We start from the raw sequence: 25,929 nt of genomic DNA, 5'->3' as shown, positions 1-25,929 counted from the left end.
TCTAATGCTTTTCGAGAATCTTGTGCAAGATTGTCTTTCCTGCCTGGAATAAACGGCGCCGAGCGGCGGGGCTTTTTGTATATTGGGGCTATGCAAGTTTGTATAAATTGCAGAAGGGTGTTCTGCCTGTTGCTCCTTGTGCTCTGTGCCGAAGGTTTCTGTTCCTGCTTTGGCACGGGCAAGTGCATTTGCAGGTTTGCGCCCTCGACCGGGTTTGGGAAGGTCCCTTCCGGAAAGCATGAATTGTACTTTGGCGAGCCGATAGGCATGTCGAAACCGGGGTATTACATTGTCCTCGGAAATTACATGTACGATGACAAGGTGCGCGGAACCTTCTTTGCGTATTTGCCGTTGTCCGGGAATGAAGCGGAGGTGAGTTTCATGCAGGCGCTAGTTTCGGGATATTATATGGACCAGTGGAAGGCGGATACTCTCCAGGCTAGGGAAAAATCGATTGAAAAGATGCGCCCGCAACTGCAAAAGGCCTGCAAGAAGAAGACTGAATTTCCCGAGGAACTCGTAGCCCTGATGAAAACGTTCTTCGAAAGGAACAGCATGTCTATTGTGGATGGCTGGGGCGGTACCGAAGAAGGCGGACTCCACATTGTACGCGTAGACGAAAATCAGAATCGCACGTTCCTGGATGTATTGCACCTGTATTATCTTGAACGGTGGTTCGAACCGAAGGAACTCATCAAGGATTATTTTACGCTGTACAAGGGCGTAAAGGCAACCTTGGAAAGAATTTCGGGCGTGTGCAAGGTTGTGTGTAATGGATACGAATGTTCGCTTGAGGGATTTTAATATGCGCAGGCTTGTGGCTATAATGTTCCTGATGGCAGGGCTTGCCTGCGCCGAGACTTCGTGGTTCTTTGCGCCGGAGGGCCAGAAGGATGCCCCGGTTAGCGTGAACTTCAGGAAGAACGCCCTAGACGGAATTTTTTCGCAGGCAAAAATCGACTGGAATGCTGACGGGCTTTATATTTTCCGCGAGAGGGGAGATTCTCTCCGGCTGATTGTTGTCGCGAAAGGCGGGGAGGCTGTGCTGTACCAGAAGCCCAGCCAGAAGGAATCGCGCTGGCGTAACCCCGAGGCGTACCTCCGGGAGCGCGAAGGCCTGAAGGGTTACAGTGATTTTGAAAAATGTATGGAGCGCTTTACGCTTGATTCTGCATCGTATAATGAAATTGAGGGTTTGCCGCTGGCAGAATTCCCGGTAATAATCCCCACGAAGGCGGATTCCGCAAAAGCTTTCCATTATGAGGTCAATACCCTGCAGATGTCTCTCTATCTCGGCTACAAGAAGGAGGGGGAGCAGGTGCAGTATTTTGCCTTCAGGGATTTCCGGATCAACTCGCAAAAGTTGACGTACCCGCTGGATGCTGTTGAGCAGGGCCTGAAAAAGCTGGATGCATTGCTTTTCAACAGGAGGGCCGCAAGATGCGAATGAGAATCCTCCTGCTGTTGATAACGCTCTCGCTTGCCTCGTGCTATGTGCTGTTGCCGCGCACGAATATCCGTGACGGCTTTACGCCGGCTCGGGGCTTGCTGACATCGGAAAACGTAAAATTGCAGTTCTACTGGGAACTCGGCGTGGTGGTACGTACAAACGAGAACCTGTACCTGCGGGATGGCTACGGAAACAAGGACCTGCTTGTCGGCGCTATCGACGGGACGAACGCAAAGAATCGTACTCAGCCAATGAATTTGTGCGGAGATATCGGCGTGTCGATTGAACCCTCGAAGGAGGAAACTTTCGATGCAAAATGCGTCTGGAGAATAGACGGCTGGCACGATGTCAATAAGATAGACTACCTTGTTGACGAAGCCTTCTTCAGGGCTGTTTTCACGAAGGTGATTGGCAAGGAATTGCACATCTATTATTCCGGCGATTCGCTTTTGGAAACACCGGACCCAGCTGTCGTTCACCGGAAACTGACGCCGGAGGAATCGAAGAAAATTCATGCGGAGTTCGAGGAAAGGTGCGTCGGTACGCCTGCGCATGGGACTTTTATTAACGAGATGATATTCCCGCTGGATATGCCGGTCTATACCATCACGTATCACAGAAATGTCAAAGATTTCAAGGGCTATGAGCCCCTGGAGTTGGATGCTTCTGAATTGCCGCTAGAGCATTTCGACTTGCCGTAGTTTTGTCTTAGGCTTTGGTTACCTTTCCAGCCTGAAGTACAGTGCGCCGAACATGCTCGCGTCCGTGTTGAAGATTTCTTTCCAGGCTCCGCGGGCGGGGCTTTTTGTGTGGCTTCTTGAGGTTTTTGTATATTTCCCTTATGCGCGTTTGTCAGAAAAGAAAAGCCTTCTTGTTTTGTGCTCTTGTAGCGCTGTTCTTGTGCTATTCGCATGCAGCAGAAGGTCTCTCGCGCGACTCGGTGATGTTCCTGTTCGTGCAAGACAACGTGGAGCTGACGTATTCCCGCGGGCACGGTTCTCCTGGCGCAACGTACTCGGATTCTGCCATCGCAGAATTGCAAAGGAAAATCCAGCGGGAAAACGATTCTGCGGAATATTTGCAGAAGGCGCTTACTTCTGTCTTGGCCGAAGACCGCATGGATGACTTCAAGGCGATTTGGGATACAGTCCGGGAGTTCGAAAGTACGGCGACGTATAAGAAGATTGTATTTCGGGACAGGTTTCTCGTAAAATATTTTCTCGGGGATTACGAGTTCCTGTGCAATCTGGATTCCGTGAAGAAGTACAATCCGTCTAAGTATGTTGATGGAGTATTCGGGGCAACCGCCCTAGAAAAAATCGCGACGCAGAGGACTTCGGGCGAACTCGAGAAAAAACTCGGGCGAATCGCAGATGAAGCTGACCGCGCCTTTGTCCGCATATTGCTGCTTTCACTTTTCGAGAGTCGAGAACAGGTGTCCGCACTTATCGAAAAATACAAGCCGCAGTTAAAGAAGAGCGAACAGCTGGAATATCTTGTCGAGCGGTTCTGGACTAAGTTTGGCTATGACTTGAAAAACTATTTTGGAGCGACTTTCGTGGCGCCGGTTGCTGTGCCGCTCGGGGATATTTCAGATAAGGTCCGGATAAACTTTGGTGGCGGTATGGAATTAGATTTGTTCAGAAACCGCCTTGCCTATGGTTTTTATTTGGGCATTCAGACGGGAGAATGCAGGGAACAGGATAGCCTGGAACTTCAAACACTTGCGGCGGACTTCAATCTGGGCTATACTTTCCTCGATTTGAAATACGTAAACTTGAGGGCGTTTGTTTCGGGCGGAGTGGGCTACAGTTCTTTGAAGTATGTCGATTCGGACAATAATGACAATAGCCTTTCCTCGCAGGTTTTCCCGGCTTTTGGCGCTGGTGCGATGGTGGATGTTTTCTTTATGGATTACAAGAAGGTCCGCGTGGGACTGAGAATCAGGGGTGGTATCAAGAACATGTGGGCAGACGATGTCGTCGATGCTTCGGGCTACACTCTGTACGCCTCGCTGGAATTGGCTCTGTTTGAATACAAGCAAAAAAACTTTGAATTCGATTATAGCGATAGGGAGGGTGCGAAATGATTCTGAAGCGCCTTTTCTTATTCTTGCTTGCTGTAGTTTCGCTTGCCTTTGCCAATGCCGACTTCGTGATTATCCGGGACATTGTCAAGCAGGAATCTGTTGTCAAGAAACTTGAAACAGCTCCTGCCGCATTTTACGGGACGATTACGGGAATGCGTATCGTTCCTGAAGAAGAACTCGGAAAATATACGCTTGAAGGCGATAGCGCCCGCCTGTTCAATTTCTTTCACGGATGGGCAGAAACGAAAAGGAACCGACAGGAAAAGGACCTTTCCCGCGCTCCCGAAATATTCCGCAAAACGTTTGAACTGCGTAACCTGACGGGATGGGATACAGGCTTTTACCTGGTGAATTACACCTTGCTTGTCGAGAAGGTTTATGACAGGGCTACCGGTGCGTGGGTCGCTCCGAGCGGGGAAGCGAAAAAGTCCATATTCACTTTTGCGTATGTAGGGACGGATATTTCCGGGGATTCTACGGGCTGGTCGCTTGTCCAGCGGCTCGCGCTTATTCCTTTCCCGGAGCATTCGCTACAAACTAATTCGCAGAATAAATACATCTTCTTTTTGGACGGATTCTCCGATCCGGTGCCGTCGCTGGATTCGTCTCTTGAAAATGTCCGGTACTTTCCATTCCGCGTGAAGTACGATATTAAACCGCATTATGCGATAGACGTGCGCAAACGCCTGCTTGACTTAGTGAATGCGGGTGAATATTCTGCCGCGCTCGCCTTGGCCGATTCGGCGGACCTATCGCTCCGATCCCGCGTTCTGCTTAAGGTCTTGAACCGGGATTATGAATTTATTCTAAATGAAGATTCCGTAATGTATTATCGTGACGGCTACAACAACATTCAGTACGGGGAAGGGCTGGACCCGCGCCTGAACGCCTTGTTAAAGTATTTCGTGGAAGACGGTTCGTATTGTGCATCGGTGAAGGGCCTGTCGGGAAAAAATCGTGAGCGCGTCTGCGAGACGGTTAAGCGAATTGCCGCAAATAAGCCTCCAGAACGCTTGTACGTTTCCGAAGATAAATTCGCTTTCGATTTTGCAACAAATTTCGGACGTCCCTTCCTGTGGGGAGATTTTTCTGGGGTAAGCCCTTCACTGTATATGAATTTCGAGACGAACGTTCTCATGAATCGGTGGATATTTGGCATGAATTCGTCAATTGTCGTGCTTGATACCGAATGCGATTCCTGCTCGGCTAACGATTTTTCTGCAAATGTACAGTTCGGATTCTTGTGGCTGAAAACTGGGTACGTGGAGTCTGCTGCATTCGCATCTATCGGGGTGTCCACGTTTGAGTATAACTATGGAGACGCTGACGATTATTCGCACGAACCGTACTTCCGCTACGGAGTGGGAATGTACTTCGACCTGCTGTTCCCCAATTACATAGGCAAGCCCGTTGAAGGTTCACGCATACATAGCCGCTTTGGCTTGCGGCTCAAATTCGGGCTTAACAATATGGATGTATCCGATATTGCTCAAGCTGACGGTTACTCGCCCTACGTTTCCCTTGGATTAACGTGGCGTCTTGTCTCGATGAATCCGGGACAGGTAAAGAGCGAGAAACCGAGAAAGAGGCAACTACGGTATATGAATTTAGAATGCTGGTGGTAGTTAGCGCTCCAGCCTGAAGTACAGCGCGCCGAGCGGCGGGAGCTGAATGTTCAGGCTCCACTGGCGGTTCTGCCACGGGATATCGTCCGTCCAGACTTCACCGAAGTTTCCGACGTTACTGCCGCCGAACATGCTCGCGTCTGTGTTGAAGATTTCCTTCCATGCACCGCGCGAGGGGGCACCCAGACGGTAGTCGCGGCGCACGACCGGCGTGAAGTTGAACACGCACAGAATCTGGTTCCCGTGGTCGTCCTTGCGCACGAAACTCACGATGGAATTGTCGGCATCGTCGCACCAGATCCACTCGAAACCGGTGTGGTAGTGGTCGATTTCCCAGAAGGGGGCGTTTTCCTTGTACAGGTGGTTGAGCGTCTTCATCATCTGCAGCAGCTTTCCGTGGCTGTCCCAGCTTACGAGGTGCCAGTCAAGCGACTGCTTCTCGTTCCATTCGCGCCACTGCCCGAACTCGTTGCCCATGAAGTTGAGTTTTTTGCCCGGGTGCGCGTACTGGAAGGCATAGGTGAGGCGGAGGTTCGCGAACTGCTGCCAGTTGTCGCCCGGCATCTTGCGGAGCATGGAGCCCTTGCCGTGCACCACCTCGTCGTGGCTGAACACCTGGATGAAGTTCTCGCTGTAGGCGTACATCATGCTGAAGGTCAGCTGGTTGTGGTGGTACTTGCGGTGGATAGGTTCGTGCTCGATGTAACTCAGGAAGTCATTCATCCAGCCCATGTTCCACTTGTAGTGGAATCCGAGGCCGCCCTGCTCCGGCGGGCGCGTGATACTCGGGAAGCTCGTGGATTCTTCGGCAATCAGGATGGCGTGCGGGGTCAAGCGGCCCATGATGCTGTTCAGGTGCTTCAGGAACTCGATGGTATCGTAGTTGATGTTGCCGCCGTCCTTGTTCGGCACCCATTCGCCCGGGCCCTTGCCGTAGTCGAGGTAGAGCATCGATGCTACGGCGTCTACGCGCAGGCCGTCGCAGTGGAATTCCTTGAGCCAGTACATCGCATTTGCGATAAGGAAGTTCTTGACTTCGTTGCGGCCCAGGTTGAAGATGTAGGTGCCCCAGTGCGGATGTTCGCCCTGGCGCGGATCGGCGTGCTCGTAGCAGGCGGTGCCGTCGAAGCGGCCGAGCGCGTGTGCATCCTTCGGGAAGTGCGCCGGCACCCAGTCGAGAATCACGCCGATTTCGTTCTGGTGGCAAAGGTCCACAAAGTGGCGGAACTGGTCGGGCGTACCGTAGCGGCTCGTGGGGGAGTAGTACCCGGTCACCTGGTAGCCCCAAGATTCATCGAGCGGGTGTTCCGCGAGCGGCAGGAATTCCACGTGCGTGTAGCCCATCTCCTTCAGGTAGGGGATGAGGCGTTCGGAAAGTTCGTCCCAGTTGAGGAAGCGGTCGGGGTTCGCGGGGTCGCGCCTCCAGGAACCGGCGTGCACCTCGTAGATGTTCATGGGGCTTCCGAAAACCTTGGTGGCCCAGTGAGTTTTCATGTAGAGTTCGTCGCCCCATTCGTAGCCGTCGAGGTGGGTCGTGATGGAGGCTGTTGCCGGGCGGACTTCCGCAAGTTTTGCGAGCGGGTCAATCTTTACGTGAAGGTTTCCGTCCGCGCCGTGGATTTCGAAGCGGTACAGTTCGTTTTCGCCGAGGTTCGGGATGAATATTTCCCAAATGCCGGAACTGCCGAGCATGCGCATCTGGTGGCGGCGGCCATCCCAGCTGTTGAAGTTGCCGACGACGGCGACAGCGCGTGCGTTCGGGGCCCACACGGCGAACTGCACGCCCTTGAATCCCTGGTGCTCCACGAGGTTCGCGCCCAGCTTGCGGTAGAGTTCGTAGTGCGTGCCGGTCGAAATCAGGTGGCGGTCGAATTCGGTAAGTACGGGCTGGAAGGCGTACGGGTCGGTGAGCGTGTACTCGATGCCGTCGCCCTGCTTGATAATCAGGTTGTAGAAGAACGGCTCGTAGTCCATGTCGAGGATGGCCTCGAAGAACCCGGTGTCGCCGAGCTTCATGAAGTCGAATTCCACTTCGCCGTCGCAGGATTCACCGCGGATGTAGGCGGCCTGCGGTTGGTACGTGCGGATGACCGTCTTGATACCCTTGTCCGTCTCGAGCGGGTGGATACCCAAGATAGAGAACGGGTCCTTCGTCTTGAAGTCCCAGATAGCCTGCATGTCTTCTGCAGAAAGGCTCGTGAAATCGTTCCAATCCATAAATACTCCTTTAGACAACCCGTGAAAAAACGGGCTGTGGCACTTTTCGTTGTAAATATAACATAAAGAAAGGTTTTTGGTCAATAGTTTTTAGTCATTAGTCATTGGTTCTTGGTTATTAGTCGCAAGTTGTTAAAGTTTCTTTGTTCGCTGAAGGTCATGTTTTTTATCTTTCCCCCAAACGGAGGTTTTTATGGCTATTGCAATGGAAGATACGGTGAACCCGATGCAGTTCACGCAGGTGTTCAAGGTGACACCCGAGATGATTGACGACAATCACCATTTTAACAACGTGTGGTCGGTCAAGTGGATTCAGGATATTGCGATTGCCCATTCCGATTCCGTCGGCGGCACGGCCCTCATGAAGAACCTTGGCGCCGGCTGGATGATCCATGTGCAGCACGTGGAGTACAAGAACCAGGCTTTTCTGGGCGATGAAATCCGCGGGACTACTTGGGTGGCGGCGTATGGCCGCGTGGCGAGCTTGCGCAAGTGCAGGTTCGAGCGTGTGTCCGACGGCAAGGTGATTTTCGAATCCGAGACGCAGTGGGTGCTCGTGGACCTGAACCGCGGCCGCCCTATGGCCCTGACCGACGAGATGAAGAAGTTGTACGTCGAAGGGGCGTAGACCGGGCTACACCCCGATGGTACAAATATGGGGTGTTTTTTTTGATTGTGCCGTTTTTTTGCTTTTTTTAGCAAAAATGCTGATTGACAAATTAGTATTTTTTTATTATCTTTTACCTTTGTACATATTTTTTGCCTTCGGGCATAAATAGGAATAGAAGGAAACTCTGAATGAAAATTGTATTGCCTGTCGCCGGAAATGGTCTGAGACTCCGTCCGTACACCGAGGATCGTCCTAAGTGCCTGCTGCCTCTTGCCGGCAAGACAATTATCGACTGGATTGTCGAGGACGCTTCGTGCCTCAAGCCTTCTGAGACGATTTTCATTACCGGCTACAAGGCCGAAAAGATGGACGAGTACCTCAAGTCGAAGCCCGAATGGGGCGCCGTGCGTACCGTGGTGCAGTCCAACCCGCAGGGGCTGGGCGAGGCGGTAAGCCTTGCTCTCCCGTACGTGAACGACGACGAGCCTCTCCTGATTATCTTGGGCGATACGCTTTTCGAGGCGGACCTGAATATCCTGAACGATGCGCAGGAAAACATCCTCTACACCTATAAGGTCGAGGACCCGAAGCGCTTTGGCGTTGCCGTGGTGGGCAAGGAAGGCCTTATTGACCGCCTTGTGGAAAAGCCGCAGGAGTTCGTGAGTGACGAGGCCATCGTGGGCATTTACTACATCAAGGACGTGAAGGCGCTGAAGGCTGCCCTCAAGTACCTGATGGATAACGATATTCGCACCAAGGGTGAGTTCCAGCTCACCGATGTGCTCGAGATGATGATTGAGCAGGGGTGCAAGTTCAAGACGGCTCCGGTTTCCCGCTGGCTCGATTGCGGGCTCGTGGAAACGCTGCTCGATACGAACGCGCATATCCTGAAGCGCAACGACAACTCCAAGGACGTGAATGTTCCGGGCGTGGAAATCATTCCGCCGTGCTACATCGGCAAGAACGCGAAGATTCACGGTTGCAAGATTGGCCCGTTTGTCGCCATCGGTGACGATTGCGAACTTTCCGGTGTCGAGATTCGCGACGCGATTGTCTGGAACGGCGTGAAGATTTCTAGCGGCATCGTAAAGAACGCCGTGGTTCACAAGTAGCCTTGTGCAAATTCGTGTTTTCGCTCCGCCTTGTGCGGGGCTTTCTTTTTGGGATAAAATGCCCCGTGCGGGGTGTTTGCATATTCTCCTATGTGTTGAAGAAAACCCGCATCAACCGATGCGGGTTTTTACTTGCTTGCGACATTCATGGACACGCTTGTCGCTTCCGCGACTTCGGTGTGATGTTTTTATGCCTTTATAATCGTGTCCTTCGCGAGGACGACGATGCCAGATTCTGTCACGTGGAAGAGCTTCTTGTCGCGTTCCAGGTCGTAGCCAATCTGGAATCCGGCCGGAATGTGCAGGCCCTTCTCGACGATGGCGCGGCGCACCTTCGCGCCCGGCCCGATGGTCACGTTCGGGAAGAGGATGGATTCCTCCACGAGGGCGTCCTTCTGGATGGTGACGCCGGGGGAGAGAATGCTCTTTACCACGGTGCCCCCGCCGATAATGCAACCCGAAGAAACGATGGAATCGATGGCCGCTCCCTGGTGGGCGTTGCCGTCACCGGCAAAGAAGCGGGCGGGCGGCTGGTTCCAGTTGAATGTGCGGATAGGCCAGTAGTTGTTGTACAAATCGAACGGCGGGTTTTCGGAACACAGGTCCATGTTCGCCTCGAAGAAGGCGTCGAGCGTTCCCACGTCGCGCCAGTAACCCTTGGTAGATGCCTGCTCGCCGCGCACGATGTTCGTGTTGAAGTCGTAGACGTACACCGGGTATTCTTTGTACAAACTAGGAATGATGTGCTTGCCGAAGTCGGTCGCGCCGTTCTCTGCTCCCTTCAAAAGTTCGCGCACCAGGAACTTGCTCGTGAAGATGTAGTTGCCCATGCTCGCGAGGCAGTAGCCGGGGTTGCCAGGCATTTCTTTGGGGTTCTTGGGCTTTTCTTCGAAACCGATCATGCGGTTGTCGGCATCCACTTCGATAATGCCGAATTCAGACGCTTCGGAAACCGGCACCGGAATAGCGGCAATGGTCAAAAGGGCGGCGCGGGAGAGGTGGAAATCAATCATCTGGTTGATGTCCATCTTGTAGATGTGGTCGCCACCGAAAATAGCCACGAGGTCCGGACGTTCGTCGGTAATCAGGTTGATGTTCTGGAAAATGGCGTCGGCCGTTCCCTTGTACCAGTCGTCGCCAGTGCGCATCTGTGCAGGCACCAAGTCCACATATTGGTCCAAACTGGCGTTCAAATTCCAGGCGGCAGAAATGTGCTTGTTCAAGGAATCGCTCTTGAACTGGGTCAAGACCTTGATTTTAAAGATGCCGGAGTTGATGAAGTTGTTCAGCACAAAGTCGATAATGCGGTAAGTTCCGCCAAAATGGACGGCAGGCTTCGCGCGGTCGCGGGTGAGGGGCTGTAAACGGCTGCCTTGACCGCCGGCCATGATCATGCAAAGGATGTTTTTCTGGTGTTCTCTAGAATAAGACCAACTCATATAGCAATAACCTTATAATGAGGGGTATTAACCCTTTTTCGTGTATACAAGCCTAATTTATGTAATTTCAGGCCGAAATGTAAACTTTTTAGCAAAAAAAAACAAAAAAAGTGAAATTTTTTCAAGCGCCGTATTTGGGGCGGACTGCGTGTGGCGGATGGATGGGGTGATTTAGTTCAAAAAATTGCCAACGCCCCTGCAATTTGGACATTGTTTTTTGTAAATTTTATCGCGTTCGAAATTATCGAAACTTAACGTTAAACCAAACAGGAGCTCATAATGAGTCTTACCCTTAACGATATCAAGCACCCGAAGATCAGTACTTGGGTGAATGAAATGATTGCCATGTGCGAACCGGACAACGTCGTTGTCGTTGACGGCTCCAAGGAAGAATACGATGCCCTTATGCAGAAGTGCGTCAAGGCTGGCCTCGCCACGAAGCTCGCCAAGAAGGAAAACTGCTACCTGTTCCGTTCTCTCCCGTCTGATGTGGCCCGCGTCGAATCCCGTACCTTTATTTCCTCTGTGAAGGAAGAAGATGCAGGTCCGACCAACCACTGGATCGACCCGTCTGAACTCAAGCAGACGATGCGTAAGCTCTATAAGGGTTGTATGCACGGCCGTACCATGTACGTGATTCCGTTCTGCATGGGCCCGCTCGGCTCCCCGATTTCCAAGAACGGTATCGAAGTCACGGACTCCGAATACGTTGTTCTCAACATGGACATCATGACTCGCGCCGGTAAGAAGGTTCTCGACATCTTCAATGCAGACGTGAACGCTGACTTCGTTCCGTGCCTCCACTCCGTTGGTAAGCCGCTCCGCGAATGCGAAAGCGACAACGGCATCTGGCCCTGCGCTGACGTTGAATACAAGTACATCACTCAGTTCCCCGAAGAACGCCTCATCTGGTCGTACGGTTCGGGCTACGGTGGAAACGCTCTTCTCGGTAAGAAGTGCTTCGCTCTCCGTATCGCTACCGTTCTCGCTCGCGACGAAGGCTGGCTCGCTGAACACATGCTCATCCTCAAGCTCACCAACCCGAAGGGCGAAGTCAAGTACGTGACTGGCGCATTCCCGTCTGCTTGCGGTAAGACGAACCTCGCTATGCTCATCCCGACTATCCCGGGCTGGAAGGTCGAAACCATCGGTGACGACATTGCATGGATGAAGTTTGGTAAGGATGGCCGTCTCTACGCTATCAACCCGGAAGCCGGCTTCTTCGGCGTTGCTCCGGGTACTTCTGCAGAATCCAACAAGAACGCTCTTATCTCTGCAGAAAAGAACACCATTTACACCAACTGCGCCCTCACTGAAGACGGCGACGTGTGGTGGGAAGGCATCGGCTACCCGGCCAAGGGCAAGCTCGTTGACTGGAAGGGCAAGACCCGTGACGCTCTCCCGAAGGACAAGGCTCCTAAGGGCGAAGAAATGGCTCACCCGAACGCTCGCTTCACCGCTCCGGCTAAGCAGTGCCCGTGCATTGCTAAGGAATGGGAAGATCCGGCAGGCGTGCCTATCTCTGCAATCCTCTTCGGTGGCCGTCGTCCGTCCACCATTCCTCTGGTCCACCAGTCCCTCAGCTGGAACCACGGCGTGTTCCTCGGCTCCATCGTGGGTTCCGAAATCACCGCTGCCTCTACGATTGACGCCTCTCAGGTCGGTAAGATCCGTCGCGACCCGTTCGCCATCCTCCCGTTCTGCGGCTACAACATGGGTGACTACTTCAAGCACTGGATCGAAATCGGTAAGAAGTCCACTGAAGACAAGCTTCCGAAGATCTTCTACGTGAACTGGTTCCGTAAGGATGCCAACAACGAAAAGCTTCCGGGTGGCTTCATGTGGCCGGGTTACGGCGACAACAGCCGCGTGCTCGCTTGGATCTTCGACCGCTGCAACGGTGTTGACAACGCTGTCGAAACTCCGATCGGTTACATGCCGAAGGAAGGCGCCATCAATACTGATGGTCTCGCTGACTACTATAAGGAAACTCTCCCGCAGATCACGAAGGTTGACGTGGAAGGCTGGAAGAAGGAACTCGCTGACGTTAAGGAAAACCACTATCCGAAGTTCGGCAAGCACCTCCCGAAGGAACTCTCTGAAATCATCGACATGATCCAGGATCGTCTCAATAAGGCATAGTGCCTTATTAGGAAAAGTCTCCTCCTAACAAAAGTCCTCGTGGCCGCAAGGCCGCGGGGATTTTTGTTTATGAGATGTGGGCGGGCACTGGGGGAGATTAGGGCGGGCTCCAAGCCCTCCCTTGCCGCCCCTTCCCTGTTGTCTGTAAGTAAACTTTTATAAACATAATGTAAAAATTGCAAATTTTTTTGTAACGAGTACACTTTTTCGCAAAAATGATAATATATTCCAAGTTGGAATAGGGGTGCCTTTGGCATTCTGAAATTTGGAATAGAAGGTATAAAATGAATCGATACGACCTGGTCCTCCTGGGCCTGATCCTGGAGAAGGAGCGTAGCGGCTACGACATTATCACGGAAATCAGTTCCCGTGAACTTGACCGCTGGGCCAACCTGAGCACATCTACCGTTTACAACCGCCTGACGACGCTCGAGAAGAACGAGTGCATTCTGGGCCGTACAGAACGCGAAGGGAACCGCCCCGAACGCATGATGTACAGCATCACCGAGAAGGGTAAGGACGTGCTCCGCAAGGAGGTCCTGAAGCACCTGACCGGGTTCAACGACGACCCGCGCACCTTGGGCTTCGCCTTCCTTTACGGTGCCGAGAACAAGGAACTCATCCGCACCCTCGAGGCGCACGAACGCCGTCTGGTGCAGGAAATCGAGCGCCTGGAGAAGATGATTGCCGAAGAACCGCGCCCGACGCTTTACCCCGAAGGCCCGTTCCTCAACTGCATGAGCCGCGACCACATTCTTGTGGAGCTCAAGTACGTGCGAGCCGCCATCGGCATCCTGCGCGACCCCATCCGCAACAAGAAGCTCGACGGCTACTTCTACATCAACTTCGGTAACCGCGACTTCGAGAACTTTAACCAGAAGAAAGACCAATAACAATGTGTAGTGTGAAATGTGTAATGTGTAATGAATAATTGCACATCTCACATTTCACACCTCACATTTTTTTATATTTACCGCGTTAAATTTAACAACCCCCTCTTACGGAGATACAATGGCTACAAAACAGAAGAAGAGTGTCAAGAAGGTCGCCTCCAAGAAGGCTCCGGCCGCCCAGTACGGCTACTTCGATGACGCTGCAAAAGAATACGTGCTCACCACGCCGGCAACCCCGATCAAGTGGTGCAACTACGTCGGTACCTTGAATTTCGGCGGTATCGTGGATACTACCGGCGGTACCCTGGTTTGCAAGGGCGACCCGGCCCTGAACCGTATCACCAAGTACATCGCCCAGATGCCGTGCTCTGACTTCAAGGCCAGCACCATCTACATCCGTATCAAGGAAGCCAAGGGCTACACGGTGTTCTCTCCGTTTGTTGTTCCCACCCTCACCAAGATGGACAAGTGGGAATGCCACGTGGGCCTTTCTTACATGCGCTGGATTGCCGAATGCTGCGGACTCCGCACCCAGGTCACGATTTTCGTGCCGACGGGCTCCAACACTCTCCTCCAGGACATCCAGGTGACGAACCTCGGTGGTGCCGCCAAGGAAGTGGACATTATCCCGGTCTATGAATTCAGCCACTTCGAAGCTGAAAAGCAGCTCACGAACGCCGACTGGGTTCCGCAGACCATGACCCTCAAGGGCCACTGGGAAAAGGACGGCCACGTCGTTCTCGAACAGTATGCCTACATGAAGCGCGACTACGCCGTGAACTACGTGACCGCTAACTGCAAGGTCGGTAGCTTCGACGGTGACCGCCGCGTGTTCCTCGGCGCGAACGAAATGGGCTCCTGGGCCGCTCCGCTTTCCTTGGGCAACAAGGAACTTTCCAACAGCGAATGCGACCGTGGCGACAACATCGCCGCCCTCATGATTCACGGTGGCAAGATTGCCGCCAAGAAGACTTTCCGTTGCTGCACCCAGCTCGGTCAGGAACAGAGCCTCAAGGTTGCTGCCAAGGCCATCGCCAAGTACCGCGACCTGAAGAACGTCGACAAGGCTTTCGACGAACTTGCCAAGTTCTGGGAGAACTACCTCTCCACGATCCAGGTGAAGACTCCGGACGCATCGTTCAACACGATGGTGAACGTCCACAACCCGCGCCAGTGCCACACCACCAAGAACTGGAGCCGCTACCTCTCTCTGTACCAGCTGGGCTACGGCACCAGCCGCGGTATCGGTTACCGTGACTCCACGCAGGACTTGATGGGCGTGATGAGCCACATGCCGGAAGAAGCCCTGGTCCTCACCAAGAACCTCATCTCCGTGCAGCGCCCCGAAGGTAACGCCATGCACCAGTACGCCCCGCTCGCCCTCGCCGAAGACAACGGCAACGAAGCGAACGCCGGTGACTCCCGCGAAAAGGCCGGCGTCAAGGATGCCAAGGGCAATCCGATGTATGCCGACTGGTACGGCGACGACCACCTCTGGATCATCCTCACTGTGGCTTCTTACCTCAAGGAAACCGGCAAGATGGATTTCCTCAAGGAAGAGATTCCGTTCTACGTCGCCGGCAAGAAGCGCAAGGACCGTCCGAAGGGCACTGTTCTCGAACACTTGAAGCGCGCCCTGAAGTTCACCCGTGAACACCTCGGCAAGCACAACCTCCCGCTCCTCGGCTTTGCTGACTGGAACGACTGCATGAACTTGCCCCTCGGTGCAGAATCCACGTTCAACACCGCCTTGTACGCCAAGGCCCTGCTCGAAATGATGGACATCGAAGAAGCCCTCGGCGACAAGAAGGCCGTCGAAATGTACAAGGGCTGGTACGAAGACGTTAAGGCCGCCTTCAACAAGAGCGCCTGGGACGGCAAGTGGTGGACCCGCTGGTTCGACAAGGACGGCAACGGCTACGGTGTCGCCAAGGCCAAGTACGGCAAGATCTACTGCAACGGCCAGTCCTGGCCGGTTATCGCCGGCATCGCTTACGGCGACCGCGCCAAGCAGGGCATGGACAGCCTGAACAAGCTCCTCAACACCAAGTACGGCGTGAAGAGCTCCACTCCGGGTTACCGCGGTTTTGAACCGGCCGTGGGTGGCATCTCCACCTATCCTCCCGGAGCCAAGGAAAACGGCGGTATCTTCCTCCACACCAACCCGTGGGTGATGATTGCCGAAACCATCCTCGGCCGTGGCGACAATGCCTTCCAGTACTACAACCAAATTAACCCGGCTTCCAAGAACGACATCCTCGACGTGTTCGAGTCCGAACCGTACTGCTATCCGCAGAACATCCTCGGTGACGAACACAAGCAGTTCGGTATGGGCCGTAACGCATGGCTCTCCGGTACTTCCACCTGGACGTACCAGGCTGCCACGCAGTTCATCATCGGTATCCGTGCCAACTACAAGGGCCTCGTGGTTGATCCTTGCATCCCGTCCAAGTGGGATGGCTTCGAAGCAACCCGTAAGTTCCGTGGTGCAACCTACCAGATTACGGTGAAGAACCCGAAGCACGTGTGCAAGGGTGTCGCCAAGATGGTGGTTGACGGCAAGGAAATCGACTCGAACATTGCCCCGATCTTTACGAAGGGTGTACACAAGGTCGAAGTGACCATGGGCTAAGAAACGCATATAGCCGTCGCGATAGTGCGTTGCCTTGACTCTCGTCGTACGTTTGTACGCCTTCGGTCAAGGCGCCTGCTCTCGCTAGGCTCTCTGCGTTTCTTGGATGATAGTGTCATCCCCGCGTAGGCGGGGATCTCCTCTTAGAAACATTTATGTCCGCCTCTCACGGGGCGGATTTTTGTTTGCTCTCGCTTGGCTCTCTGCGTTTTTCGAAAGAGGTTTGTCATCCCCGCATAGGCGGGGATCTTCCTGAAATTAAAATATCCGCTCCTTTTGGGGCGGATTTTTGCTTTTTTGTGGAAATTGGGGACTAAACTGCTGAAAAAACGCCTGTTTGGTACCCAATTTGTTAGCTTGTTTGTACTAAAAAGTCAAATTTTGCTTTTAGTGGGGATGAAATACTCAAAAAATGTCGCTTTAATCCCCATTTTTTTTGCAATATCAGTGTTTGAACGTTAGAAATGCGTTATTTCCTGTTAGTTTGTGTGTGAAAATGGGTACCAAAGTGCGTCAAAATAAGTCGTTTGGTACCCTTTTTTTGTTTTTTGTGTTATTTTTAGTGAGGTATGAATATGTTTTCTAGACTTTTTCGCGTGATTTCCCTGCTTGCAGTGCTTTGCGTGTGCGGCCATGCAGCCGAGGACAAGTTGTTCAACATGAACGCCGATATTGAAAAACTCATTGCCCCGTATATCGAAAAGGCTAGGGAGACGTTCCCTGCGGTCAAGAAGAAGTACATCGCGGGCGACTACGTGCGCGAAAAGCGTGTGCTGGATGTACAGATTAATCTTGTCGACAAGGACGGGACGAAGGAGATGGTTTTCGTTCATGTTACCCAGTGCTTGGGAAATCGGTTTCAGGGAATTGTGACTAACGATATTCAGCTCCTTAAGGAATACAAGAAGGGCGATGAAGTCTCGTTCACGCAGGACCAGGTGAAGAACTGGGTCGTCGTGGATTCCTTGGGCAACGAGGAAGGCAATTTCGTGGGGAAGGCCATCGAGGCGTTCGATTCGGGGATTGTCGGCGTTTTTTTCGAGGGGGTGTTCAAGAAGGGCAAGTTCGAGTTCAAGTACCAGGATGCCCAATCGGCGAAATACCAGAACAGCATAGACGGGATTGTATCGCAGGAAACCATTGCGGAAATAGCAAAGCGCTTGAAGGCTTCGTACGAAAAGAAACGACGCGAAGGGCAGAAGTTCGAGGAAGGGGAGGTTTTCTATACTTACGGAATTTATGATTTCCGAACCGGTGAGGTCAAACCCTGACGTTTTAAGGAAAGCAGGAAATTTGAAGTCCGCTCCGTTGGGGCGGATTTTTGCTTTTTTGTGTATTCTGACTTGTGAGACATTTGGGCGACCTTCGTGAGGGGGATTGTTCTATATGCATGCGATATTTGTTGCATATAGAATAAAATGATATGAAATAATAAAAAATGTAGCAATTTTGATGAAATTATCTAAATTTTGTTTTATGAATCTATTGACTTTTGCGAAAAAAGTTATATATTTGAGAGTGTTGAAAACGATTGTCGAATGGACAAACTAGATTTGATAAAAGGAGAAACGTATGAAAACGAAAATGCTTAAGCCTGCTTGCGGGATTGCCTCCGTGGCGCTTGCCGCATTCATCTTTGCCGCCTGCGATAGCGACAGCCCGAGCGCCCCGACCGGCGGCGACGAGAAGTCCTCTGCCATCGAGAGCACGGATGCAAGTTCCTCGAGCAACGGGGACGTTCCGCCCGAATCTAGCAACGGCGAGCCTGCCTCCAGCGAGACTGTTCCCGAAAGTAGCTCTGACATTGCGGAAAACTCCAGTTCCAGCTCCTTGCTGCAAAAGCAGTGTGAAGCATTCATGCCCGAATGCGGATACACCGAGGAGGAGCTCTGCAAGATGGGCTATACGCAATATTGTGTTGCCGGAAAATGCATCGACATGGATCAGATGTGCCCGCCTTGTGAAGGTGACCTATGCCCGGTGACGAACGAGGCCTGCAACCATTGCGATGTAGAAGGCGCTGTGGTTCCTGACTGCAAGGGAGGCCCTGACTACGCCTGCAGCAATCGCCTCTGGACGCAGATAAAGCCTACCTGCGAACACATTACCGATTACGACGGGATGAGCGCAGAAGGAAACTGCGTCGGAAGAAACGGTGAGGTCGCTATCGACTGCGCAACCGGTGAAGATTACAGATGTGTCGCGAATTATTGGACACGCGCAAATGCCTGCCCTCCGGGTAGCGATTGCGATGGCGACGGCATTCCCGACGGAATCCGGAGGCCTGACCTGGAGCCCTGCGACACGGACACCCTGCTGGAATTCTATGGCCGCGCTTACCAGTGCGTAAACAACAAGTGGGTGTACCTGCCGCCTCCGACCACGTACATTAATGAAAAGGCGACCGACGTCTCGGCCATGCTTCGCGGCGGTCCGGCGGTTGCTCCGCGCGTCGTGAAAGTGGAAAGCGCTAGCGGGTCCGTTACCTTCCGTGACGATGGCGTGCTTGTGGACGACCGTTGCACTTTCAACGGGCTCAACGCCGAACTCAGGGGCGATACCCTGATTGCCTCCGTCCTGTATCCGGAATGCACGACGACCGGCGGCTCCATGGGCGTCATCACGTTCACTCTCGGCGTGTCGTTTGCCGATGTGAAGTACATCAAGTATTCGGGCGAAACGAAGACCAAGCCGGTTTACGAAGCCGAGGAACTGCTGCCCTGCGGAAACACTTCCTCTTGCAATACTTGCAGCGGTGACCGCGACGGCGACGTCGCGGGCTGCTAGGGGCTTGTGCGAGGGGTGCAAGCGCCTGTTTAACTGCAAAATAAACCTACGAAGCTGATTTTATACGGCGTCCCGGTTTTTGGGGGCGCTTTTTGACGCCTTTGGCGTCCGTGGCTGCGGCTCGGAAATAGGCCTGCAAGCAGTCCTGCTTCACTCGCCTTGCACACTTTTGCTATATGGCACTCCTTCGGAGTGCATATAGCTAGGCTCGGTCATGCCAAAACCCTTCGGGCTTTGGCGCGACTCTCGCCATTTTGCTATATTATAGCGCGGAAATTTTTAACAAGGATAGATAATGTCTCTTAAACTTATTTCTCGTGGTGTCCTTACCGTGGCGCTTGCCGCGGGCATTGCTTCGGCGCAACTCCTCAACAGCAAGAGCATCGACGTCATTCGTGTGGAAAAGGTCGGTTTTTCTGCGGGTCGTATTGATAGTCTGACCCAGGCGCTTGCCTTGCAGCAGTTCCATGGCAAGAAGGTGAACGACGAGACCATGACTCAGGTCCGCTATGCGGTTATTGACAACCTCGTGGGCCAGGAACTCGTGAAGCTCGAATGCAAGAAGCTCGGCATCAAGGTGCCCGCTAACCGCGTGGATAGCCTTGCGACGCTCTTCAAGAAGCAGTTCCCGAGCGAAGATGCCTTCCAGAAGCAGCTGAAGCAGAGCGGCCAGACCATGGCCCAGTTCCGCGAGAAGATCGAGGACCAGCTCAAGAGCGAGGAACTCCTTGCGAAGAAGGTCCCGTTCCCGAAGGACCCGACCGAAGAGAAGAAGAAGGCTTTCTGGGAACTCAACAAGGAAAAGGCTGTCATTAACGACTCTATCAGCGGTGCCCGAATCTGGATTTCTACGAAGGGCAAGAAGGCTCAGGAAATCAACGACGCGAAGGACATGCTGAAGGGCCTTGCCGCCCAGGTGCGTACCAAGAAGGCTCCGTTTGCCCAGCTTGCCGCCATCTACAGCGAGGACAAGGATGCGAAGAAGACCGGCGGCGTGATGCCGAAGTTTGTCGCGAAGTCCAAGGGCGATGCTTTCGTGAAGGCCGTGAACAAGATCAAGGTGGGCGAGATTACCGACGTGATTACCGATAAGGACGGCGTGTATATCTTTATGCTTGCCGAACGTAATGACGGCAAGTATGAAAGCTACAAGGCCCAGATTGAATACTACCTGCGACTCCAGGCCGAACAGGAACGCCAGATGAAGCTCAAGGGCTACCTGGACGAACTTGCGAAGGTCTACAAGGTTCAGTACCTCGACAAGAAGTACACCCCGCCGCAGGCCATCGGGGGCAAGTAATGGCCTTCCAGACTACTCATACCGGGCTTATCGAACTGCGTGCGCGTATCGACAAGCTCTGGGGGTATCTTTGACTTAGAGGCGAAGACCGAAGAGCTCTACGTCCTCGAAAAGGACTCTGCCGACCCGAACCTGTGGAACGACCAGGAGAAGGCGCTGTCCATGATGAAGAAAATTGGCAACCTGCGTGGCCTCCTCGATTCCTGGAAGGAGGTCTCCCAGACTTGCGATGACCTTGCCGAACTCTACGAGATGAGCAAGGACGAGGAATCTGCCGACCTGACCAAGACCATCGAGAACGATGTCGCCGACTTGCGCGCGCGTGTCGAGAAGATGGAATTCAAGAAGATGTTGAACGGCCCGGACGACGCCTGCAGTTGCCTGATGTCGATTCACCCGGGCGCGGGCGGCACCGAGTCGCAGGACTGGGCGCTGATGCTGTTCCGCATGTACACGCACTTCTTCGAGCGCGAGAACATGGAATTCAAGGTGGTGGACTTCCAGGAGGCGGAAGACGCGGGCCTCAAGAGCGCCACCATCGAGGTGACCTGCGAGAACGCGTACGGCCTGTTGCGTTCGGAGATTGGCGTGCACCGCCTGGTGCGCATCAGCCCGTTCGACGCGAATGCCCGCCGCCACACGAGCTTTACCGCCGTGTACCTGTACCCCGAGCACGAGGACGTGGAATTCGACCTGGACATGGCTGACGTGCGTGTGGATACCTACCGTTCTTCGGGCGCAGGTGGTCAGTACATCAACAAGACGGACTCTGCGGTACGCATGACGCACTTGCCCACGGGTATCATGGCGAGCTGCCAGACGGAACGCAGCCAGATTCAGAACCGCGAGACCTGCTACAAGATGCTCAAGACCATGGTGGCCGAGCACTACCGCCTGGAAGAAGAGGCGAAGCGCGATGCCCGTATGGCCGAGAAGAAGAAGGTCGAGTGGGGGAGCCAGATCCGTAGTTACGTGCTGCAGCCCTACCAGATGGTGAAGGACCTGCGTACAGGTGTCGAGACCTCCGATACCGCTGGCGTGCTCGATGGCAAGATTAGGCCGTTTATTGACGCGTACTTGCTGAGCACCAGCGAAGAGAATAAATAGACCGCTCGTTCGACGTCTCGGGTGCGGATACTTCGTCATGCCCGCGAAGGCGGGCATCTATTAAGAAAAATGCCCCGGTTGAGCTGGGGTTTTTCAATTGGGTTTCTGCGCGCTACTTTTTCCAGATGCCGCGGTCTTATCGGCGCCAAACGCCGATGAGGCTACGGTTCTTGCGCATTGCAAGCCACAGCGTGGGCCAGATGAGAATCAGGTCGCGGATGAGGCTAGTCCAGGCTTCGGCCTTGTCCTGCGCGCCTTCGAGTTCGAAGCACCCGCAAGTGATGCCTAGGTCGTTCCAGAGCGCCCAGGCGAGCGCGATGATGAAACTCACGAACATCCAGAAGATGGCGAACGCGGATTCTTTCACGAAGGGCGTGAAAATCATTGCAAGCCCGAACCAGAGTTCAAATTGCGGATAAACTAGCGCGAAGAAGTTGTTCACGAAATCCACGTGCAGTGCTGAGAAGAACTGGTACTGCGCTACGAGAGTCGCGAACTGGTGCGGGTCCTGAATCTTGAAGATGGAGGCGAATATGAACATGCCGCCGATGCCGAACCTGCAGAGCACTTCAAGGGCGCGGATGGCGAAATCCTTTTGCAGCTTGATGGCCGGAATTACGAGCAGGCCACAAATGACGCAGGCGGCAACACCCAGGTGGATGTTGTAGCGGTAGGCCTTGGGCCAGATGTCCAAAAGCCAATCGTGGTCGGTGAACGTGAGGATGCTTTCGGGGAAACTGATTTCGGCCACACCGAAGGCGACAAAGAAGGTTGCAATAAGGAGGACGACCGCAGAGGCAATCGTACGCTTGATGTTGTTCTTTTCAAAGCATTCGACCATGTTGCCCCCTACAGGATGTCCGCCGGTTTTTCCATCACGTCCTGGGTGCCAATCCATTCGACGGATTTGCCTTCACCCACGCGGATGTTGTTCACGATGGCGAGAATGATGCAGAAGAGGGCGATGCCGAGCAACACGACCCAGTTGAGTGACTTGAGGTAATCGATAACAAGTCCGGGAATCTTTTTGATGCGTTCTTTCATATTGATGAATATATAAAATTTAGTTCCCAAAGGTCCAGACGATGCCGTAGGCGAAGCGGAGTCCTTCGGGCGTGTATCCGGAACCAGGCATGTAGATGCTGTGGTTGAAGTTCTCGATGCGGCTGTAGAGCTCGAAGGTGAGAATCTGCATGCGCGCCTCGAAATCAAGCGCGAGGTACTTCTTCATCTCCTCGATTTCGGGCAGGCCTTCCTCGTTCACGGTGCAGTCGTAGTGCGTGCCGAACCACTGCCAGTCCACGCGGACGCTCACGCCGAGCCTGTCGCGCACAAAGCGGTTCTGCCAGTGGATGGAACCCTTGTAGTAGAGCTCCTGCACGTCGAGGATGCGCTCGTCGCGGTCAAGGACCTGTCCGCGTTCCAGGTAGAATTTCCAGTTCCCGAGCCGGAACCCGATCTTCATAATCCAGTCAATGGTCGATGCCTCGTCGAGGTTGGTCCACTGGAATGCCGTAGGCACGGACTCCATGCCTTCGCCCAAGACCCAACGTTGTTTCATGAGGTTTTCTGCGCTTTCGTAACGCATGCCAAGCCCGTAGTAGACTTCCTTCGAGTACCAGCCGAGGGTGGCTGCCGCACGGTTCCTTTTTTCGAATTCGAGTTCCTTGTTCGCAAACGATAGCCTTCCGGTCTCGTTGAACTTGAGCTGCCTTACCTCGGGGAACTTGTTGTCGTGCCGGAACATGGCGTTGAGCCGCAGGTCAAAGGGCAGGAACATGCTCATGTCGGCCGAGAATGCGGGGGCAAAATCTACCTGGTCCCTGAGGGAACTGTTGCGCTGTATGCCGCCCTGCACGCGGAACATCGTAAACCCGATGGTGTCAGAAACTTCGCCGTAGCCGATTTCCCTGTCCTGGTAGTAAGTCTTGTTGAATTCGGGGCGTTCCTCGTCGGTGTTCACGAATTCGTACATAAAGCGGATGGTCGGGTTCAGGAACATTCCATAACGCACGAAGGCGTCGCCGAGCATCGTGTTGTAGGTGAATTTCCACGTGGTGTCGTAGTACATGCTGTCGGTGTGCTCAACCCCGAGCGTGTCGGTCCAGGTTTTGGAATCGTAGGCGATAGCTGCGAGTGAATCGTATTCTATCTCGTGCGTGCCGTAATGGAAACTTGCCCCGAGGGTGAGCCGCTTGAGGGGGTAGAACTCCACGCCGCCACCATACGTGATTGCCTTCTCGTCCATGGTGTAGTGCGGTTTTTGGAACGTGCGCTTGGAAAGGTCGAGCGTATCGAGCAGCACCTTGTAGCTAGTCTGGTCTGCGTTCTCGAGCGAGAGGTAGTTCATCTTGAAGTGCGCCTTTCCGAGCCCGAATCGCCAGGTAAGCATGGGCTGCACGTGCATCGTGTTTACGGCGATGTTCCTGCCGGAAAAGGGAATGCTCGTGGAGTCGCGCCCGAGGGCAAAGTACGGCGAGCTGGTGACGTTCTGGTACTCGTATTCCTTGGAATTCTTGTTGGAGCGGCTCTGCACGCCGAAGTCGAGCGTCACCGAGTCGGTAACGAGCCTGCGGAAATCAAGGTGCAGGGCGTTGCCGTCGAAGGCCCCGCGTTCCCAGGCGACATCGGTAATGGGGGTATCTACGGGAATGCCGTGCCGTTCCTCGAACAGAATGCCGTTCTCGCCGTTGAGCGATAGGCGCGAGGGGTCGAACCCGAGGCGGGTGGTGTAGATGCCCGAGAGCATGGAGGGGTAGCGCTGGCTTACGTTTGAAAGTCCCATCGAGAACGGGTCGAGTTCCGGATTCCCGAGGATGGAGGTGCCGAGCAGCCATTCCGACTTTTGGCCTGAGACGTCGTAGAGGCGTTCCATGACTTCGGTATGGGCGAGTCCCCAGCGGCCGGCGTCGTTCTCGCGCACGGATGGGCTCGGGCGGTCGGGCGCGTACCACACGGAATCCTGCGGCTTCGGTTTTTCGTAGGGCGTGGGGTTCATGACCTGCGCGCCTGCTGCCGTTGCAATTAGCGCGAGGGCCGAAAGCATGTATGCGAGAATCTGGCCGAACTTCATGCTAGAACCATTCCGCACGGGATTTCTCGCGACATTCCTTGAGGGCTTGAACCACGGTGTAGGGCATCTTCATGCAGCCGGGAGGGTAGGCGCCCCCTTCGGTGTGGAAGTCCGAGCCGCCGGTACCCACGAGCCCGAAACGCTGGGCCATCTCCTTGTACTTGCGGCCCACGGCGCCCTTCTGTGCGGGGCTGTAGACCTCGATACCCTTGATTCCCCATTCCACCATGTCCTCGATGAATTCGTCGGAAAGGCCCGACTTGTAGGGGTGGGCGAGGACCGCAATTCCGCCCGCGTTCTCGATGAGGCGGATGGTCTGCTGCGGGTTGAGTCCCTTCTTTTCGACGAAGGCGACGCAGCCGTCACCCAGGTACTTGGTGAAGGCTTCCGCAAAGTTCCCGATGTATTCCTCGTCTACGAGCGACATGGCGATATGCGGGCGCCCGATGACCTTTCCCTTGCAGTAGGAATGCACCTTCTCGTAGGTGATATCTATCCCGAGGGCGTTCAACTTCTTGATAATCGCCTTCACGCGGGCGATTCGCTGCTTCGCGAAATCCTCAAGTTCCATGTTGAGCGCGAGGTTCGTGGGGTCGCAGAAGTACCCGAGTATGTGGATGTCCTTGCCCTGCCACACGGCAGAAATTTCGATGCCCGGGATGAGTTCTATCCCGATGTCGCGGGCAGGCCCCTCGGCAATCTTGTAGCTGTCCAGGTTGTCGTGGTCGGTGATGGAGATGCACCGGAGGCCCTTGCGCTTGGTGAGCGCGAGCAGTTCCTCGACGGAAAGCGTGCCGTCGGAAAGTCGCGTGTGCAGGTGCAGGTCCGCATAGCCGCCGTTCTCTGTTATGATTGTCCCTCGGATCACTTGCCTACCCCGTAGTAGCCGCTGATGAGCTCCGCCTCGCTAAGTTGGTCGGGTGTGAGGCTCATGTTCAGGAAGGGGTAATAGGCTTCGCAGTTGAAACCGATACGCAGTCCGGCCCCGCTGCTTTTGGCGAGGTAGAGCCTGGGAAGGAACGGTTGCCCGAGGTAGATGCAGACCGTGGGGGAAAATTCGTGGATTTTCTGTTCCAGTTCGTCGAAAACACGTTCGCCGTAGCGGCATTCCGAGTCGCTGAAGTATATGGCGTGGGCGCGCTTGGCCGAAATCAGTGCATGGAGCGATTCGTGCGCGACGCAGAGCACGTTTGCAAACCACGTGTTCGGCATCTTGTGCAGAAACCCTGCGGCACTTTCCATATCGCGCGGGAGGAACACGAGCGTTTTCGGGTTGTTCTTGAGCGCACCGGGGAAATCGAATGCCTGGGAGTCTTCGCCCGCCTTTTTCAGAAACCACTTGAACAACGCCTCGTTACCCGAGAATCGTTTGAAGAAAAAGCGGAACTGGTCAGCAAAGTATGGCGACGGTTTCAAGAGAACTCCAATGTTTGGGAGAAATATATAAATTTGT

Annotated in this window: 21 protein-coding genes; 14 read left to right on the top strand and 7 right to left on the bottom strand. The window is 54.0% G+C overall.

Annotated elements, in window-relative coordinates; genetic code table 11:
• Nucleotides 1-117 precede the first annotated feature (117 nt).
• From BUA44_RS08600 to BUA44_RS08580, 5 genes are all read left to right on the top strand, one after another.
• Complete coding sequence (locus BUA44_RS08600) at nucleotides 118-804, top strand: hypothetical protein (protein ID WP_178348774.1); 687 nt, start codon at nucleotides 118-120, stop codon at nucleotides 802-804.
• Nucleotides 773-1,450 carry an LptA/OstA family protein gene (locus BUA44_RS08595; protein WP_143151920.1) on the top strand — a complete coding sequence of 226 codons (678 nt, stop codon included), beginning with the start codon at nucleotides 773-775 and terminating at the stop codon, nucleotides 1,448-1,450. The genes BUA44_RS08600 and BUA44_RS08595 overlap by 32 nt, the downstream gene beginning before the upstream one ends.
• Nucleotides 1,441-2,151 carry a hypothetical protein gene (locus tag BUA44_RS08590; RefSeq protein WP_143151919.1) on the top strand — a complete coding sequence of 237 codons (711 nt, stop codon included), beginning with the start codon at nucleotides 1,441-1,443 and terminating at the stop codon, nucleotides 2,149-2,151. Before BUA44_RS08595 ends, BUA44_RS08590 begins: the two co-directional genes overlap by 10 nt.
• A gap of 140 nt (nucleotides 2,152-2,291) precedes the next feature.
• A complete protein-coding gene (locus BUA44_RS08585) occupies nucleotides 2,292-3,539 on the top strand; it encodes a hypothetical protein (protein ID WP_143151918.1) in 1,248 nt (415 codons plus the stop codon).
• A complete protein-coding gene (locus BUA44_RS08580; RefSeq protein ID WP_072810845.1) occupies nucleotides 3,536-5,164 on the top strand; it encodes a hypothetical protein in 1,629 nt (542 codons plus the stop codon). The genes BUA44_RS08585 and BUA44_RS08580 overlap by 4 nt, the downstream gene beginning before the upstream one ends.
• Here the strand turns inward: BUA44_RS08580 and glgB are convergent, their stop codons facing one another.
• On the bottom strand, nucleotides 5,165-7,381 hold the full coding sequence (gene glgB, locus BUA44_RS08575; RefSeq protein ID WP_072810843.1) for a 1,4-alpha-glucan branching protein GlgB: 2,217 nt from the start codon (nucleotides 7,379-7,381) through the stop codon (nucleotides 5,165-5,167). It lies immediately after the preceding gene.
• A gap of 193 nt (nucleotides 7,382-7,574) precedes the next feature.
• On the opposite strand from glgB, the gene BUA44_RS08570 reads away from it, so the two are divergent.
• Nucleotides 7,575-8,009 (top strand): acyl-CoA thioesterase, encoded by a 435-nt coding sequence (locus BUA44_RS08570; protein WP_072810841.1) that lies wholly within the window; start codon nucleotides 7,575-7,577, stop codon nucleotides 8,007-8,009.
• Nucleotides 8,010-8,179: 170 nt separating this feature from the next.
• A complete protein-coding gene (locus tag BUA44_RS08565) occupies nucleotides 8,180-9,103 on the top strand; it encodes a sugar phosphate nucleotidyltransferase (protein ID WP_072810838.1) in 924 nt (307 codons plus the stop codon).
• 188 nt (nucleotides 9,104-9,291) lie between these two features.
• On the opposite strand, the gene glgC is transcribed toward BUA44_RS08565, so the two are convergent.
• On the bottom strand, nucleotides 9,292-10,542 hold the full coding sequence (gene glgC / locus BUA44_RS08560) for a glucose-1-phosphate adenylyltransferase (RefSeq protein ID WP_072810836.1): 1,251 nt from the start codon (nucleotides 10,540-10,542) through the stop codon (nucleotides 9,292-9,294).
• Nucleotides 10,543-10,821: 279 nt separating this feature from the next.
• Between glgC and BUA44_RS08555 the strand changes: the two genes are divergently transcribed.
• From BUA44_RS08555 to prfB, 7 genes are all read left to right on the top strand, one after another.
• Nucleotides 10,822-12,684 (top strand): phosphoenolpyruvate carboxykinase (GTP), encoded by a 1,863-nt coding sequence (locus BUA44_RS08555; RefSeq protein ID WP_072810834.1) that lies wholly within the window; start codon nucleotides 10,822-10,824, stop codon nucleotides 12,682-12,684.
• Nucleotides 12,685-12,968: 284 nt separating this feature from the next.
• Nucleotides 12,969-13,577: a PadR family transcriptional regulator gene (locus tag BUA44_RS08550; protein ID WP_072810832.1), complete on the top strand. Its 609-nt coding sequence runs from the start codon at nucleotides 12,969-12,971 to the stop codon at nucleotides 13,575-13,577.
• Between the two features lie 118 nt (nucleotides 13,578-13,695).
• Nucleotides 13,696-16,209, top strand: a complete 2,514-nt coding sequence (locus BUA44_RS08545) for a glycoside hydrolase family 94 protein (RefSeq protein WP_072810829.1) — start codon at nucleotides 13,696-13,698, stop codon at nucleotides 16,207-16,209.
• A 569-nt stretch (nucleotides 16,210-16,778) separates the two neighbouring features.
• Nucleotides 16,779-17,480 carry a DUF2314 domain-containing protein gene (locus BUA44_RS08535; RefSeq protein ID WP_072810824.1) on the top strand — a complete coding sequence of 234 codons (702 nt, stop codon included), beginning with the start codon at nucleotides 16,779-16,781 and terminating at the stop codon, nucleotides 17,478-17,480.
• 301 nt (nucleotides 17,481-17,781) lie between these two features.
• Complete coding sequence (locus BUA44_RS08530; RefSeq protein ID WP_072810822.1) at nucleotides 17,782-18,996, top strand: hypothetical protein; 1,215 nt, start codon at nucleotides 17,782-17,784, stop codon at nucleotides 18,994-18,996.
• Nucleotides 18,997-19,291: 295 nt separating this feature from the next.
• Nucleotides 19,292-20,296 (top strand): peptidylprolyl isomerase, encoded by a 1,005-nt coding sequence (locus BUA44_RS08525; RefSeq protein WP_072810820.1) that lies wholly within the window; start codon nucleotides 19,292-19,294, stop codon nucleotides 20,294-20,296.
• Nucleotides 20,296-21,403 (top strand): peptide chain release factor 2 gene (gene prfB, locus BUA44_RS08520; RefSeq protein ID WP_143151917.1). Its coding sequence is split into 2 segments (ribosomal slippage): nucleotides 20,296-20,367 and nucleotides 20,369-21,403, totalling 1,107 coding nucleotides; the frame shifts between segments, so codons are not numbered across the junction. Before BUA44_RS08525 ends, prfB begins: the two co-directional genes overlap by 1 nt.
• Nucleotides 21,404-21,539: 136 nt before the next feature.
• Here prfB and BUA44_RS08515 read toward each other — a convergent pair.
• Genes BUA44_RS08515 through BUA44_RS08495 form a run of 5 tightly spaced genes read right to left on the bottom strand, consistent with a single transcriptional unit; the run spans nucleotide 21,540 to nucleotide 25,892 of the window.
• Nucleotides 21,540-22,244: a MauE/DoxX family redox-associated membrane protein gene (locus BUA44_RS08515; RefSeq protein WP_072810816.1), complete on the bottom strand. Its 705-nt coding sequence runs from the start codon at nucleotides 22,242-22,244 to the stop codon at nucleotides 21,540-21,542.
• An 8-nt stretch (nucleotides 22,245-22,252) separates the two neighbouring features.
• Nucleotides 22,253-22,447 (bottom strand): hypothetical protein, encoded by a 195-nt coding sequence (locus BUA44_RS08510; protein WP_072810814.1) that lies wholly within the window; start codon nucleotides 22,445-22,447, stop codon nucleotides 22,253-22,255.
• Nucleotides 22,448-22,466: 19 nt separating this feature from the next.
• A complete protein-coding gene (locus BUA44_RS08505; protein ID WP_255370497.1) occupies nucleotides 22,467-24,494 on the bottom strand; it encodes a hypothetical protein in 2,028 nt (675 codons plus the stop codon).
• The gene (locus BUA44_RS08500) at nucleotides 24,478-25,344 is read right to left on the bottom strand and encodes a PHP domain-containing protein (protein ID WP_083535404.1); all 867 of its coding nucleotides are present in this window, start codon (nucleotides 25,342-25,344) and stop codon (nucleotides 24,478-24,480) included. Before BUA44_RS08500 ends, BUA44_RS08505 begins: the two co-directional genes overlap by 17 nt.
• Nucleotides 25,341-25,892, bottom strand: coding sequence for a hypothetical protein (locus BUA44_RS08495; protein ID WP_072810809.1), 552 nt, complete (start codon nucleotides 25,890-25,892; stop codon nucleotides 25,341-25,343). The genes BUA44_RS08500 and BUA44_RS08495 overlap by 4 nt, the downstream gene beginning before the upstream one ends.
• Nucleotides 25,893-25,929: the final 37 nt, after the last annotated feature.

The sequence above is a fragment of the Fibrobacter sp. UWR3 genome, assembly GCF_900143055.1.
Taxonomy (GTDB): domain Bacteria; phylum Fibrobacterota; class Fibrobacteria; order Fibrobacterales; family Fibrobacteraceae; genus Fibrobacter.
The sequence above is the reverse complement of the archived record's forward strand: the minus strand, read 5'-3'. Positions and strand labels throughout refer to the sequence as shown.